This window comes from Streptosporangium canum (assembly GCF_900113865.1).
Taxonomy (GTDB): Bacteria; Actinomycetota; Actinomycetes; order Streptosporangiales; family Streptosporangiaceae; genus Streptosporangium; species Streptosporangium canum.
In genome coordinates this window covers 304,213-319,308 of record NZ_FOQY01000003.1, presented here as the reverse complement: position 1 = coordinate 319,308, position 15,096 = coordinate 304,213, and the positions used below count along the sequence as shown (strand labels likewise).

The following is a 15,096-nucleotide window of genomic DNA, read 5'->3' as shown; positions in this document are numbered from 1 at the left end:
GGCCTCTCCCCTTTACTTCCAGGCCTTCTTGGCCTCGTCCTCAAGCTTGGACTGGATGTCCTTGATCTTGGACGGGTCGCGGACGAAGTCCTGCAGGAGCTTCCACTCGCCCTTGCCGTCGGTGCCGCCGAAGGCGCTGGGCGCCAGGTCGGACATGTCGTAGCGGACGGCGTCGCCGGCGGAGATGATCGTCTGCGCGAGCTTCTTGGTCAGCTCGGCCGGGTAGTTGTCAGGCGAGACGTTGCGGTTGGGGGAGAGGTAGCCGGGGAGCTTCGCCCAGATCTCGCCGCCCTCCTTGGAGGCGAGGAACTCCAGCAGCGCCATCGCGCCCTTGGAGTCCTTCAGCACCACCGCGATGTCGCCGCCCAGCACGACCGGCTCGGTGTCGCCGGCCTTCGGGAACGCGAAGTACTTGGCCTCCTCGCCGAGCTTCGCGCCGGACTCCTCGGCGGTGGTGGCCACGAAGTCCGCCTCGATGACCATCGCCGACTTGTCCTGGCCGTAGACCTGGGTCACACAGGTCGGGAAGTCGGTCTGCAGGGCGCCGGAGGAGCCGCCGAGCAGGAACTCCTTCTTGCCGACGAGCTGCCCGATCTTCTCCAGCGCGGTGGTCACGCTGGCGTCGGTCCACGGGATCTCGTGCTTGGAGAGCTTGGTGTAGTTCTCCGGGCCCGCGCTGGACAGGTAGACGTTCTCGAACAGGTCGGTCAGGGTCCAGCCGGACGCGCCGCAGAGGGAGAAGGGCGGGGTGCCGGAGTCGGCGACGGCCTGGGCGGTCTTGACGAGCTCGTCCCAGGTGGTCGGCGGCTGCGCCCCGGCGTCCTGGAAGGCCTGGTCGCGGTACCAGATGAGCGACTTGTGGGCCGCCTTCACCAGCACGCCGTAGGCCTGGCCGTCGGCGGAGCCCAGCTCCTTCCAGTACGGGGTGTAGTTGTCGTCGATCTGCTTGAGCACCTCGGGGGCGAGGGGCTTGAGCGCCTTCTGGTCGGCGTACTGCTGGACCAGGCCGGGCTGGGGGAGGATCGCGATGTCCGGCGGGTTGCCGCCCTGGATGCGCGGGCCGAGGTAGGCGCCGGTGTCCTCGCCGGTGGAGGCGTAGGTGACCTTGGCGCCGGTCTTGGCCTCGAACGCCTTGAGCACTTCCTGGAAGTTGGTCTGCTCGGCGCCGGTCCACTTGGCGGCGACCTCGATGGTCACGCCCTCAAGGGTCTTGGCGGCCGGGGCCGCGGCCGAGGAGCTGCTGTTCGCGGCGGGGGAGGCGCCGGTCTCGGCGGACTGGCCGCACGCGGCGAGGGCGAGTGCCAGTCCCGCCGTCGTCACTGTCGCGATGGATTTACGCATGCTGAACAAACCTCCTGTGCTGTCGGGTTCCCCGATATGTCTGGGGGACGGGGGCGACAGCTCAATACGGACTGAGGATGGGGGGACATTTGACCTGGATCGAGGGTGGGGATGACCCTCGATCCAGATCGGTGAGCCGGGGGTGGGGATGACCCTCGCTCTGTATCGGCAATGGGGATGACGGTCTCACCCGGGGGGATCGCCCCCGGGTCACTGAGCCCGGATGATCTCGTTGAGCTGGCCCTTCATGGAGGTGACGACGTCGTCGCCCGCCTCCGTGAAGGGTGGGGTGAGCGCGTTGGAGACCGCACTGGCGATCACCAGGCTCACCTGGTTGTAGTTGGCGCTCGCCGGTCTCGGCCGCGCGGAGAGGATGCTCTGCTTGAGGACCGGCAGATAGGGGAAACGCTTGATCAGGGCGGGGTCGTCGTACAGCTCGGCCCACACGGGCGGGAACGAGCCGTCGGCGAGCACCCGTCGCTGGTTCTCCAGGCCGGTGAAGTAGCGGATGAACTCCACCGCCGACTTCTGCCGCTTGGAATATGCGCTGAGCGCGAGGTTGACCCCGCCCAGCGAGCTGGAACCCGGGCCGTTCAACCCGGGCAGGCGGGTCACCCCGAACTTGTCACCGACCGCCGAGGTGGTGGCCGGGCCGTAGGCGTGCGGCCAGTTGCGGGCGAAGGCCAGCCGGCCCTCCTGGAAGGCCAGCCGTGACTCCTCCTCCTTGAAGGAGAGCGACTCCTGGGGGATCCATCCCTCCCGGAATCCGCCGGCCAGGAAGTCCAGGCCGGTCTTCGCCTTGGCCACGTCCATGGTCACCTGCGTGCCGTCCCGGCTGAGGATCTGGCCGCCCGCCGACTGCACGGCCTCGGCGAAGTTGACGGTCAGCCCCTCGTAGGCGAGGAACTGGCCGGCGTAGCCGCCGATGTCATGCTTGTCATGCAGCGTCCGGGCCTGCTCGCGCAGCTCCGCCCAGGTCCTGGGCGGCTTGAAGCCCTGCTTGGCGAGCAGGTCCTTGCGGTAGTAGAGCAGTCCGGCGTTGCTGGTGTAAGGCACCGCCCAGAGCTTGTCCCGGTAGACCGCCGTGTCCACGACCGGCGGAAGGAACCGGTCCAGCGGGAACGCGCCGCGCTCGAGCGGCAGGATCCAGCCGGCGTCGGCGAACTCCGCCGTCCAGACCACGTCGAGACCGAGCACGTCGTAGCGGTCGCTTTTGGCCTGAAGGTTGGCGACCATCTGCGCGCGCTGCTCGTCGGCCGCCTCGGGGAGTTCGAGCAGGGTCACGCGTTCCCCGGGGTGGGTCTCGTTCCACCGGTCGAGCAGCGGTTGCAGATAGCCGGTCGTGTCGCGTCCGGTCACTAGAGTGAACGGACCACTTCCGCCGAATCGCTCCGTCTTCTGTGCCACCGCCGTCGAGCATCCCGCCGTGACCAGCACGGCGAGCGCGACGGGGAGCAGACGGCGCATCGGTTGCCTCCAGGTTTCAGAGCGGTTACATACGTGTTAGGTAGATGCATGCATGTTATGCACAGCGCTAATGTGGACGTCAACGGATAGCCACATAACGCTCACGTAACGAGCACTCCGAGGAGGTGGGGCGTGAGGCAGTCGCTGCTGGCGCTCCTCGCGAAGGAACCTGCCCACGGATATGAGCTGAAACAGGCGCTGGAACAGATCTTCGGCAGCGCCTACCCGTCGCCGAACATCGGGCAGATCTACGTCACACTCAGCCGGTTGGAGAAGGACGGGCTGGTGCGCGTCGTGGACGTGGAGCAGTCCAACCGGCCGAACAAGAAGGTGTACTATCTGACCGCCGCAGGCCGGGAGGCCCTCGACGTGTGGGTGGACGAGCCCACCGAGGGGCCGCGGGTCCGGGACGAGTTCTTCATGAAGCTCGTGCTGGCCCCGATGACCGGCATCGCGGACCGAATGGCGCTGATCAGCCGCCAGCGCCGCCACTACCTCGCGCTCATGCGCGACCTCAACGAACTCGCTGAGCGGACCGACCAGGGGAATCGTGTCGCGCTCCTGCTGATCGAGGGGGCCATGATGCACCTGCAGGCCGACCTCGACTGGCTCGAACGCTGTCAGGAGGACCTGTCGTGAGCCCACCCCCACCCCCCATCGTCAACACGGTCAATCTCGTGAAGATCTACCAGAACGGCGGTGTCCCGGTGCCCGCCGTGCGGGGGGTGGATCTTCAGGTCGAGGCGGGGCAGTTCGTCGCCGTCATGGGGCCGTCGGGGTCGGGCAAGTCCACCCTGGTGCACATGATCGGGGGCCTGGACGCCCGGACCAGCGGCGAGATCTGGCTGGACGGCAGGCGGGCCGACACGCTGAGCGAGAGCGCCTGGGCGCTGCTGCGCCGGCAGAAGATCGGCTTCGTCTTCCAGTTCTTCAACCTGGTCGCCAACATGACCGTGGCCGACAACGTCGAGCTGCCCGCGCTGCTGGCCGGGGCCTCCCCGCGCGAGGCCCGCGAGCGGCGGGAGTATCTCCTCGGGGAGCTCGGGCTGGCCGACCGCGCCGACGCCGCCCCCGCCCAGCTCGCGGGCGGCGAGCAGCAGCGGGTGGCCCTGGCCCGTGCGCTGGCCAACCGGCCGAGCCTGCTGCTCGCCGACGAGCCCACCGGCAACCTCGACAGCCGCAACACCCGTGACGTGCTCCGCCTCCTCAGTGAGGTCCACCGAGACGGCCAGACCATCATCATGGTCACCCACGACGCCCGGGTGGCCAGCCTGGCCGACCGCGTGGTCTCCCTGCTCGACGGCGAGATCGTCGACGACGGGGCCGTCGGCCCGGCCCGCCGGCGCCCCAGGGCCACCGCGGGCGACGTCGTCGAGCTGAGGGGGTAGCCGATGAGCACCGCTCCCACCGCCGCCCGCCCGCACCCGGCGGGCCCGGACCAGGGGCCGGGATCCAGGACGTGAGCACCACCAGGGCCTCGATCAGATGGATCCGGGCCGACCTGAGGGTCCGGCGGGGACAGGCGCTGCTCACGGTGCTCGCGGTGGCGGGGATCGTCACGGCGCTGATCACCTCGGCGACGCTGCTGGAGGACGGCACCAACCCGTGGCGGGGACTGTTCGCCGAGTCCCGGGGCGCGCACGTGTGGATCCACACCAAGGACGCCCCGGACGTGACCGCGCTGTCGCGGCTCCACGGGGTGACCCAGGTGGCGGGGCCGTACCGCACGGCGCCGGTGATGCTCGCGATGGACGGCAGGAAGTCACCCGTGGCGCTGCGGGGGATGCAGGTGAGGCCGCCCTCCGTGGCCGCGCCGCTGATCCGTGAAGGGCGCTGGCTGCGCTCCGGCGACGTCGACGGCGTCGTCGTCGAACGGTCCTTCGCCGCGGCGCTCGACCTGCGGGTGGGCGGCCCCTTCACCGTCACCGCGCTCAGCGGCGCCTCCCACCCGCTGGTCGTGGTCGGCCTGGCCGAAACCGCCGACCAGGGCTTCTACCCCGAGTGGACCCCCGGCCTGGCCTGGACCCTGACCACCACCCTCGCCAGGGTCGAGCCCGCGCTGGGCCGCAGCGAGTCGGTCACCGGCCTCCGGCTGGCCGACGGCGAGGACACGCTGCCGGTCGTGCACGGCGCGGTGACCCTGCTGGACGAGAAGATCCAGCGCATGTCCACCTGGCGCGAGGTCCGCGCCTCCATGGAGCTGGACAACCGGCTGCTCGGCCTGCTGCTGGCGCTGTTCGGCGTCACCGGGCTGGTCGCCGCGGCGCTGGCCATCGTCAACGTGGTGGGCGGCCGCGTGCTCACCCAGACGCGCGACATCGCCACCCTGAAATCCCTGGGCTACACCCGGAGCCAGATCTTCGGCCTGCTCATGGCGGAGCACGGCGCGCTCGGCCTGCTCGGCATCGCCCTCGGGCTGGTCTGCGGCCAGATCGCCTCCTCGTTCGCGCTGGACGGCATGCCGATCCTGCCGCTGTCGTCGGTCCCGCTGCTGTCGATCATCGGCGGCACCGCCGCGGTGGTCCTCGTCGCGGTGGCCCTGCCGGCCTGGCGGGGCGGACGCACCCCGCCGATCCCCGCGGCGCCCGCCGCGCCGCCGAAGGGCCGCCTGTCGCGGGTCGCCAGGCTCGCCCTTCTCGTACGGCTGCCGCCGGCCCTCGTGCTGGGCACCCGTGACGCCTTCACCAGGCGTGTCCCCGCGTTCCTGAGCATCTTCGGCCTCGCCGTCCCGATGATGATGATCACGATCGGCCTGGGCGTCTGGGCCACCCTGGACGACTTCCTGCACCACCCCGAACAGGTCGGGCAGGCGGCGGCGCTGACCGTCCGCCCGGACAAGCTCACCCCCGAGGACGCCGCGCGGATCGTCAGGGCCGACCCGGAGGTGCAGGCCGCCTACCCGGGCAGCGAGGTGTCCGCGCTGGAGCCGGAGCAGACCAGGAGCGTGCTGGCCCGTGCCGTGGGCACCTCCGCCCAGCCCTACCCCTTCTCGGTGGTGGAGGGGCGGATGTTCACCGGCCGGGGCGAGGCCGTCGCCGGTCAGGGACTGCTCGACCTGCTGGGGGTGAAGATCGGCGACCGGGTCCGGATGACGGTCGGCGGCACGCCGCTGATCGTGCACATCGTGGGCCGGGTGGTGGAGCCCGACCAGGACGGCGAGGTGCTCTCCCTCGGGCTGGACAGCCTGGCCGCCAAGGACGCGGTGCCACCGCAGTTCTACAGCCTGGTGCTCAGGCCGGGGGCCGACCCGGCCGCGGTCCGGGCCCGGCTGCTGGCCGCCTCGGACGAGGGGCTGGAGGTGCACCGGGTGGTCAACCCGGCCGAACGGCTTGAGGTCATCCGCGTGCTGATCGTGGCGCTGATCGCCGTGCTCGCCCTGCTCGGCCTGGCCAACCTGCTGACCGCCAGCGCCCTGGGGCTGCGTGACCACGCGCTGGACCTGGCGGTGCTCAAGGCCATGGGACTCACCCCGGGGCAGGTGGCCGCCACCCTGGTCACCGGCACCGGGCTGCTCGTCGTGCTGGGCGTGTCCGCGGGCACCGCGGCCGGGGCGTCACTGGTCGGCGGCCTGATCGACCTGCAGGGGCACACCAGCGGCGTCGGCGCGGGCATCGGCCGCACCCCCTCGGCGCTGACGCTGCTGTTCGCGGTGCTGATCGCGGTGGGGGCGGCCCTGCTGGTGACGTTGATACCGGCCCGCCGGGCCGTACGGGCCCAGATCCCGGTGGCCGTCAGGTAGGGGCCGATTCGGGTCCGGATCCCGGTGGCCGTCAGGTAGGGGCCGATTCGGCCACCGGGACAGATGCGGGCCGTGGCGTCCGCACCCGGTGGCCGCCGGCCGGGGATCGATCCCCGCCCGGCGGCCCGGAGCGGCGACGGCTTCAGGGACGACGACAACTCTGGGACGACGGCTCCAGAGCACGGCTCCGGGTGACGACGGCTCTGGAGTCACGACGACCCCCGAGCGATGAGACGCCTCCAGAGCGACGACGGACGGTGCGGCACGGCTGGGCCGTGCCGCACCGTCCGTCAAGGGGCCGGGCGGCTGAGGGGATGTCTCAGCGGGTGTTGATGGAGAACCAGTAGAAGCCGTGACCCGGCAGGGTCAGCAGGTAGGGCAGGGTTCCGATCTGCGGGAACGGCACCCCGCCCCGGGCCTCGACCGGCGTCATACCCTCGAAGCGGCGCAGGTCCAGCTCCACCGGCTGCGGATACTTCGAAAGGTTGTTGACGCACAGCATCACGTCGTCGCCGTCCTCACGGATGAAGGACAGCACCGCCGGGTTGCCGGACCACAGCTCGCTGTAGACGCCGGTGCCGAAGACCGGGTGGTTGCGCCGGATCTCCAGCATCTTCCGGGTGAAGTGCAGCAGCGACGCGGGGTTCTTCTGCTGGGCCTCCACGTTGACCGCCTGGAAGCCGTAGATCGGGTCCATGACGGCCGGGAGGTAGAGGCGGCCCGGGTCGGCCTGGGAGAAGCCGGCGTTGCGGTCGGGGCTCCACTGCATCGGGGTGCGGACCGCGTCACGGTCCTCCAGCCAGATGTTGTCGCCCATGCCGATCTCGTCGCCGTAGTACATGACCGGCGAGCCGGGCAGGGACAGCAGCAGCGCGGTGAACAGCTCGATCTGGTCCCGGTCGTTCTCCAGCAGCGGGGCCAGGCGACGCCGGATGCCCAGGTAGGCCCGCATGCGCGGGTCCTTGGCGTACTCGGCGTGCATGTAGTCGCGCTCCTCTTCGGTGACCGTCTCCAGGGTCAGCTCGTCGTGGTTGCGCAGGAAGATGCCCCACTGGGCGCTGTCCGGGAGCTTCGGCGTCCGCGACATGATCTCGGAGATCGGTTCGCGGCTGCCCCGGCGCACGGCCATGAAGATGCGCGGCATGAGGGGGAAGTGGAAGGCCATGTGGCACTCGTCGCCGCCCACCGACGGGTCGCCGAAGTACTCCACCACGTCCTCGGGCCAGCCGTTGGCCTCGGCCAGCAGCACCCGGTCGGGGTAGAGGCGGTCGACCTCGGCGCGGACCTTCTTCAGGTACGCGTGGGTCTCGGGCAGGCCGGAGCAGTTGGTGCCCTCGCGCTCGAAGAGGTACGGCACGGCGTCCAGGCGGAAACCGTCGATGCCCAGGTCCAGCCAGAACCGCAGGACCTCCAGCATGGCCTCCTGGACCGCCGGGTTGTCGTAGTTCAGGTCCGGCTGGTGGTGGAAGAACCGGTGCCAGTAGTACTGCTTGCGGACCGGGTCGTAGGTCCAGTTCGACTCCTCGGCGCCGATGAAGATGATCGGCGCGTCGGGGTAGCCGGTGGGCTCGTCGGACCAGACGTAGAAGTCGCCGTAGGGGCCTTCGGGGTCGTGCCGCGAGGCCTGGAACCACGGGTGCTTGTCGCTGGTGTGGTTCATCACCAGGTCGGTGATGATGCGCAGGCCCCGCTCGTGGGCCGACTCGATGAGCTGGATGAAGTCGCCGAGGTCACCGAAGTCGGGGAGGATCTTCATGTAGTCGGAGATGTCATAGCCGCCGTCGCGGAGCGGCGACTCGTAGAGGGGGAGCAGCCAGAGGCAGTCCACCCCGAGCCACTTGACGTAGTCGAGTTTCTCGATCAGGCCGCGCAGGTCTCCCGTGCCGTCTCCGTTGGAGTCCTTGAACCCCCGGACCAGCACCTCATAGAAAACCGCCCGCTTGTACCACTGGGGATCCGCCGAGACGAAGTCTTCGGAAACAGGCTCCAGGTAGGGGGATGGGTTCATCGTGTTCTCGCTCACGGTGAGAAAGGGCAGGACGAAGTCACCGGATAGTCCGGCTGATGATGTTGGTGACCGCGCTGGCGGGAGCCGTCATCCCCACGTGCTCCATGCCCTCGGACAGACCGAATTTGTGATTCGGTCCTGTCCGTTGTGGCGCTTTCTGGGCCGAACACTACCAGCCGTTCGAGCGCGTCGGAGCCCCTAAACATCTCCTCACGTCCTCACGCCACGGAATCTTCGCGAGCATCGCGCCGTCCACCCGTAATCGGGCTGTCGCATACTGTTCATTTCCGTGAAACGCGTCACACGCGATGGTGGTGACCTGGGCGTATGTGCGGCGCGCGGGCCGCGGGCGAGGCCTCCGGATCCGGCCCCCGCAGGCGCCCGGATCGCTGCCCGGCCGTCCGCGGTGTGGGGGCGCCCGGGTTGTCCCGAGGTTACGAGCCCACATTTCGACCATACCTGGTCATATGGCATGGGCCCGCCGTTCCTCCGCAGGCCGGGAAGAGGCGGGGAGAGGCCGGCCGGGGAGAGAGGGGGAAGGTCAGGCCCAGGGCGGGGTGAGGGTGGGCAGGCGGTCCTCGTAGTCGCCCAGCCAGGCCCCGAACAGGACCAGGCTCCGCACCCAGAACCGGTCGTTCCAGCCGTTGAACCGCGCCAGGGCGTCCGGGCCCTCGGCGACCACGGCGTGCAGCGGCTCCGACAGCAGGGAGGGCACGGTGTCCGCGACGCGGGTCAGCATCCGGTGGCCGTACTCCCGGGCCGGCGCGGCGGCCGAGCGCAGCGGGACCCGCTGGAGCGGCTGCTTGACCACGTTGGTGGAGGGCAGCGCGGCGACGCGCGGGTTGGCCGCGTACAGGACCTCCCGGTAGAAGCGTCCCCTGTCCTTGCGGGCCACGCCCACCGAGAGCGCGGCGTCGAAGAAGTCGGGGTGCGTGAACGGCGCGGCGAACGACACCTCGGGGCCGACCAGGTTGACCGGCGAGCGGGCGATGCCCCGGGCCGTCCGGGTGTGCAGGACCGACAGCGGCAGCTCGGCCCGGTGCCCGTTGAGCATCGAGGTCGACTGGTTGAAGGCCGTCTCGACCGAGGAGGTGATCCAGGCCGCCGCCTCCTCGGACAGGAACGGCACCGACGGGGTGCCCAGCGCCAGGGAGCCGAGCAGCGCCGCCTTCCGCTCCGCCTGCGAGGACGCCTCCAGGGCGGCCCCGCTGACCATGAAGTTCTTCAGCAGCGGCCCCCCGGCCAGCCCGTCCACCAGGGTCCGGCCGGCCCGGTGCACCTCACGGGCGAACGGGGTGTACCAGGCGTGGTGCGGGGTGAGGAACTCCAGCCGCCGGGCGACGGCCAGCGCGTCGTCGGGATAGGCCGAGGCGTCCTGGGTGATCACGCGGTGCCGTACGCCCAGCTCGCGGGTTATCGCGCGGGCGAAGGCGATGTCGGTGTCGGTGCCGTCGTCCGGGCTCGTCGTCCACGACTCGACGTCGGCGCCCCGCGTCACCGCGACCGAGCACAGCAGCCGCGAGTCGTAGCCGCCGCTGACCGGCACGAGCAGCGGCCGGTCGTCGAACTCCTTGTAGACCTCGTGCAGGATCTCCAGGATCTCCCCGGCAGTCCGTCCCGCCTCGAACGGCTCCTCGCGCAGCCACCGGGGCAGCCGCCGCTCGGTCGAGATCCGGCCCGACGCCCGGTCGAAGACCAGCGCACTGGCTCCGGCCAGCCGCTTGACCTGGACATACGGGGTGTCGTCACGGAGCGGGAAGGTCAACTGGATGATCGACGCCCAGGCGTCCCAGTTGATCTCGTACGGCGTGCGCGCGAGGGCCAGCAGCGGCTCCAGCAGCGAGGAGAAGTAGACCGCCCCGTCCCGCGTCAGGTAGTAGACGTCCACCAGGCCGAGGCCGCCGGCGTGCAGCGCGATCCGGTCCCCGTCGTCGATCAGGCCGGGGGTCTCGAACTCCTCCGCCACGCTGATCCACGGCGCCGGCTCGGCCGGTCTGCGCTCTCCCCAGGCGAACGCCCAGCCGCGGGTGCCGCGCTGGTAGGGCGGCAGCGGCGAGGAGCTGTAGAGCGCCGCCTCGGGGGTCCGCAGCGCGGGCTTCACCCGTGGTCCGGCCTCCCGGAGCGTCTCCAGGGCGGACTCGTCGAGGTGGCCGATGCCGCCGCAGACGTACGGTCTCACATTGAACGTCGGCCACTGCACCGTGCTGACTCCTCTGTGTCGCGATTGACCAAAGGGTATCCTTTCGCCCGGCTCAGGAATCGGAGGACGACGTGGCGGGCGAGCAACTCGAAAGCACACGGTTGGCGTTGCGGGAGGCCGTGGCCGAGGCGGAACGGGCCGCCGAACTGGCCCGGCTGCTCGACGCGGCGCAGACGAAGATCGCTGAAGCGGAGCGCGCCACCGCCGAACTGCGAGGAGTCCAGGAGCGCCTGAGCGAGACCGAGAAACTGCTCGAAGCCGCGCACACGGCCGAGGAGAGGCTCCGCAGGGACCTGGCCGAGCAGCGCTACCAGGCCGAGGTGGCGAAGTGGAAGCTGTCGTCGGTCCAGGTGGCCCGCTGGTCCCGGATCGGTGACGCGCTCAAGACGGGCAAGAGCAACCCGGTACGGCTGGCGCGCGGCCTGCGCGGAGCCGCCAGACCCGCCAAGCGCCCCGTGGCGCCCAAGCGGCAGCCCGTCTCCCAGAAGGGCGCCGACAGGTCGGCCGCCGCCGCGTCCTTCCAGGCCACCACCTCCACCAGGACCGTCGGCGGCACGTCGGTCAAGCTCAAGCCCTTCCGCGTCCCGACCGGCCCGAACACCCGCCCGCACCTGACCGTGGCCGTCGTCGCGGAGCCGCACGCCGAGGCGCTGCTGCGCTACGAGTGGCGGCAGAGCGCCGGCTTCACCCCCAAGGACTTCGCCCGGGTCCTGGCCGCGGAGGTCCCGCACCTGCTGGTGGTCGAGTCGGTCACCGAGGGGCCGTGGGCCGAGGAGCTGCGCGAGCCGGGCGAGGGCCTGAACGCGCTGCTGTCCTGGTGCGCGGAGCGGGGCATCCGCACGGTCTTCTGGCACACCGGGGGAGACGTCGAGCGCTCCGTGCCCGCCGCGCGGTTGTTCGAGCACATCGTCACCGCGCTGCCCAGGTCCGTGGCGGCGTGGGGCGCCGCCCTGGCGTCGTGGGAGCCGGAGTCCGGCCGCCGGGCGCCCTCGCTGGGACTGCTGCCCTTCGCCGTCCAGCCGCGCGTGCACAATCCGCTGCCGCTGGCCGGGGACCGGTTCGACCGGGTTCTCACGCTGGACGAGCTGCTCCCCGAGCACCTGTCGTATCCGGACGTGCTCACCTCCTACCGCTGGCCCAGGGCCGTCGACTGCCCGCCGGGCACCGAGGCCTGGCGGCTGGCCGAGCTGGCCGCCTGCGGCACGCCGATCGCGTCGTCGCGCCCGTCCGATCCCGCGCCGGAATCCGCGGCCGACGCCGACGCCGACGCCCGCCGGGCCCATGTGGCGCTCCGCCAGGCCTACGGCTCGGGCACGATGACCCAGAAGGTGGACGACCTGCTCGACGCCGTCGGGCTGCCCAGCGCCCGCGCCACCCTGAACATCTCGGTGATCATGATCGACCGGGGCGACCTGGGCCACACCCTGGCCCAGGTCGCGCCGCAGAAGGGCGTCGTCCAGCTGGTGCTGCTGTCGGACGCCCCGGACGCCGCGGAGCGGGCCCGCGCCGCGATGCCCGACAGGGTGGACGTCGTGGTCCGTCCCGCCGATCCGGGGCTCACCACCGGCGGGCAGCTCGATCGCGCCCTCGACCTGTGCCAGGGCGACCTGGTGGCGGTCATGGACGCCAGGGACGCGTACGGCGAGCACTACCTGACCGACCTCGCCCGCGCCTTCCTGTTCACCACCGCCGACATCGTCGGGAAGGCGGCCTTCTACGCCCACCTGCGCGACGTCGCCGCCACGGTGCTGCGCCAGCCGGCCGCCGAGTACTCCTACCTGCCCGAGGTCGCCGGCGCCACCCTGCTGGCCCGCCGTGCCGTCCTGCGCGGTCTCGGGTTCGCCGACGTCTCCGAGGGCTGGGACGAGGTGCTGATGCGTCAGTGCCGCACGGACGGGGTCAAGGTCTTCTCCGCCGACCGCTTCGGCTACGTCTGCCTCCGCGACCACGACAGCCGGCTCCTCGGCTCGGCCCGGCTCGTCGACTACGGCCCGCCCGCGCCGCATGCCCTGATCTAGGCTGCCTGGAGTGACGCCCGGTCAGCTCGGTGAGGTCCTCGGCCTGCCGCCGATCCCCTCGGGGACGTGGGCCGAGGAGGCCCTCTACGTCTCCCCGGCCGCGTTGCGCCGCGGGGAGGCGCCCGGGGAGATGGCGGCGCGGCTGCGCGTGCTGCCGGGGATCGCGGACGTCCGGGTGCGGGGCGACGGGTTCCTGGAGATCGTGGTGGCCGTGCCGGGGGGGCTCGTCACGGAGATCGGCCCCGTCCCGGCGGTCGCCGGGGGAGCGCCGCCGTGGGCCGACCTGCCGAGGACGTGGGACAACCCCGGATTCGTCGTGCGATTGGCCCATGTGCGGGCGGTCGCCGTACAGCGCTGGGCGGCGGAGCTGGGCGTCGGCGGAGACTTCCGGCCGGAGCTGCTGGCGGGCCGGTGGGACCGGGCGGTGCTCAGGTCGCTGGCCGAGGTGCACGGCAGACGGGTGAGCCGGGCCCCCGGATGGGCGGCCTACACCGAGCAGCTCGCCCGGGTCTACCACGACGCGTTCGAGCGGGCTCCCGCGCTGCCGTCGGGGGAGGAGGAGCCGTCGGCCCTGCACGCCGCCCGGGTACGGCTGGCCCGGGCGGTGCGGGACGTGCTGGTCGAGGGGCTGGCGGCGCTGGGCGAGACGGCGCCCGACAGGCTGTGACAAGCCCTCCGGAAAGCGGATCCCGGGTGGAAGGGCGCGCCGGGGGTCCTGGGTTCAGATCACCACAAAACGTAAAAATATGCGGCTTAAGTTATTAATGACATGAAAAATTTGTGTATTTCCGGTCGATCGTGTCTCGCCAGGTGGGCACTCGTCCCACGGGGATCACCGGGTCCGATAGCCTCGATCGGGTGAGTCGATTCGCCCACCCCGCCGGTGACCGGCACGCCGAAGTGCTGCCCGAGGAGCGCCCTCCGCACGCACCTGCCGACCTGAACACGCTCGATCCCACGATCTGGCCGCGAACGTCGAACCGCGTCGGCGGATCGGTCACGATCGGCGGCGCGGATGTCAGGGACCTGGTCAGAGAGCACGGCAGCCCGCTCTACGTGGTGGACGAGGAAGACTTCCGGTCCCGGTGCCGCGACTACCGGGAGGCGTTCGCCGGCGGCGAGGTCCACTACGCCGGCAAGGCCTTCCTCTGCCGCGAGGTCGCCCGCTGGATCATGCAGGAGGGCCTCGGCCTCGACGTGTGCAGCGCGGGCGAGCTCGCCGTCGCGCTGAGCGTCGGGTTCCCGCCCGAGCGGATCACGCTGCACGGCAACAACAAGTCCCTCGCCGAGCTGGAGAAGGCCGTCGAGACCGGGGTCGGGCACATCGTGGCCGACTCCTTCGAGGAGATCGCCCGGCTGGGCTTCCTCGCCGACAAGCACGGCAGGCGTCCCCAGGTCATGATCAGGGTGACCGTGGGCGTGGAGGCGCACACCCACGAGTTCATCGCCACCGCCCACGACGACCAGAAGTTCGGCTTCTCGCTGAGCAGCGGCGCCGCGGCCGAGGCCGCCCGGCGCATCCTGGCGCTGCCGCAGCTCGAACTCGTCGGACTGCACTCCCACATCGGCTCCCAGATCACCGACACCGCCGGGTTCGAGGTGGCCGCGCGCCGCCTGGCCACGCTGCTGGTGCAGATCAAGGAGGAGCACGGCGTCGTCCTGCCCGAGCTCGACCTCGGCGGCGGCTACGGCATCCCCTACGTCGAGGGCGACACCGCGCTCGACGTCAAGGAGATCGCCGACGGCCTGCGGGGGATCGTCGCCAACGTGGCCCGGTCCGCCGGGCTGCCGGTGCCCAAGCTCACCGTCGAGCCGGGCCGCGCCATCGCCGGGCTCGCGGGCGTGACGCTCTACGAGGTCGGCACGATCAAGGACGTCGAGGGGCTGCGGACCTACGTCAGCATCGACGGCGGCATGAGCGACAACATCCGCACCGCGCTGTACGGCGCGGAGTACACCGCCCGCCTGGCCTCCCGCGAGAGTGCCTCGGGACCGATGCTCTCGCGCCTGGTCGGCAAGCACTGCGAGAGCGGTGACATGGTGGTCCGCGACCTGTGGCTGCCGCAGGACCTGGCCACCGGCGACCTGATCGCCGTCGCGGGCACCGGGGCCTACTGCCGCTCGCTCGCCAACAACTACAACTACCTTCCCAAGCCCGCCGTGGTCGCGGTCAAGGACGGGGTGTCCCGCGTGATCGTCCGTCGGGAGACCGAGGACGACCTGCTGAGAGGCCAGCTGTGAAACGACCCGGAGCGGTGAGCCGCCGAGTGAGCGGAGCGGATGAGAAGGTGAACGCGACCGTCGGGCGCCGAGCGGTGAGCCG

At 71.0% G+C, this 15,096-nt stretch carries 10 protein-coding genes; 6 read left to right on the top strand and 4 right to left on the bottom strand.

Annotated elements, in window-relative coordinates; all coding sequences use genetic code 11:
• Window positions 1-12: 12 nt before the first annotated feature.
• Both BM085_RS06100 and BM085_RS06095 read right to left on the bottom strand, forming a co-directional pair.
• Window positions 13-1,341 (bottom strand): ABC transporter substrate-binding protein, encoded by a 1,329-nt coding sequence (locus BM085_RS06100; RefSeq protein WP_093886161.1) that lies wholly within the window; start codon window positions 1,339-1,341, stop codon window positions 13-15.
• A gap of 210 nt (window positions 1,342-1,551) precedes the next feature.
• On the bottom strand, window positions 1,552-2,808 hold the full coding sequence (locus BM085_RS06095) for an ABC transporter substrate-binding protein (RefSeq protein ID WP_093886020.1): 1,257 nt from the start codon (window positions 2,806-2,808) through the stop codon (window positions 1,552-1,554).
• A gap of 132 nt (window positions 2,809-2,940) precedes the next feature.
• Between BM085_RS06095 and BM085_RS06090 the strand changes: the two genes are divergently transcribed.
• The 3 genes from BM085_RS06090 (at window position 2,941) to BM085_RS06080 (ending at window position 6,547) form a co-directional block, all read left to right on the top strand.
• Entirely contained in the window at window positions 2,941-3,447 is a 507-nt protein-coding gene (locus BM085_RS06090; RefSeq protein ID WP_093886019.1) for a PadR family transcriptional regulator, read from the top strand.
• Window positions 3,444-4,196 carry an ABC transporter ATP-binding protein gene (locus BM085_RS06085; protein WP_031159188.1) on the top strand — a complete coding sequence of 251 codons (753 nt, stop codon included), beginning with the start codon at window positions 3,444-3,446 and terminating at the stop codon, window positions 4,194-4,196. The genes BM085_RS06090 and BM085_RS06085 overlap by 4 nt, the downstream gene beginning before the upstream one ends.
• Before the next feature lie 71 nt (window positions 4,197-4,267).
• A complete protein-coding gene (locus BM085_RS06080) occupies window positions 4,268-6,547 on the top strand; it encodes an ABC transporter permease (RefSeq protein ID WP_093886018.1) in 2,280 nt (759 codons plus the stop codon).
• 319 nt (window positions 6,548-6,866) lie between these two features.
• Here the strand turns inward: BM085_RS06080 and treS are convergent, their stop codons facing one another.
• On the bottom strand, window positions 6,867-8,555 hold the full coding sequence (gene treS, locus BM085_RS06075; protein WP_031159185.1) for a maltose alpha-D-glucosyltransferase: 1,689 nt from the start codon (window positions 8,553-8,555) through the stop codon (window positions 6,867-6,869).
• A 541-nt stretch (window positions 8,556-9,096) separates the two neighbouring features.
• Window positions 9,097-10,755, bottom strand: coding sequence for an asparagine synthetase B family protein (locus tag BM085_RS06070; RefSeq protein ID WP_093886017.1), 1,659 nt, complete (start codon window positions 10,753-10,755; stop codon window positions 9,097-9,099).
• A gap of 71 nt (window positions 10,756-10,826) precedes the next feature.
• Here BM085_RS06070 and BM085_RS06065 point away from each other — a divergent pair, with 71 nt between their 5' ends.
• The 3 genes from BM085_RS06065 to lysA all read left to right on the top strand — a co-directional run bounded on the left by BM085_RS06065 (window position 10,827) and on the right by lysA (window position 15,014).
• Window positions 10,827-12,773 (top strand): glycosyltransferase, encoded by a 1,947-nt coding sequence (locus BM085_RS06065; protein ID WP_093886016.1) that lies wholly within the window; start codon window positions 10,827-10,829, stop codon window positions 12,771-12,773.
• A gap of 10 nt (window positions 12,774-12,783) precedes the next feature.
• Window positions 12,784-13,440, top strand: a complete 657-nt coding sequence (locus tag BM085_RS06060) for a DALR anticodon-binding domain-containing protein (RefSeq protein WP_093886015.1) — start codon at window positions 12,784-12,786, stop codon at window positions 13,438-13,440.
• Window positions 13,441-13,631: 191 nt separating this feature from the next.
• Window positions 13,632-15,014, top strand: coding sequence for a diaminopimelate decarboxylase (lysA, locus tag BM085_RS06055; RefSeq protein ID WP_093886014.1), 1,383 nt, complete (start codon window positions 13,632-13,634; stop codon window positions 15,012-15,014).
• Window positions 15,015-15,096 lie beyond the last annotated feature (82 nt).

Bases quoted from the DNA above. Each gene is read 5' to 3' on its own strand.
- BM085_RS06100 (WP_093886161.1), bottom strand. From the start codon at position 1,341: ATGCGTAAATCCATCGCGACAGTGACGACGGCGGGACTGGCACTCGCC.
- BM085_RS06095 (WP_093886020.1), bottom strand. From the start codon at position 2,808: ATGCGCCGTCTGCTCCCCGTCGCGCTCGCCGTGCTGGTCACGGCGGGA.
- treS (WP_031159185.1), bottom strand. From the start codon at position 8,555: ATGAACCCATCCCCCTACCTGGAGCCTGTTTCCGAAGACTTCGTCTCG.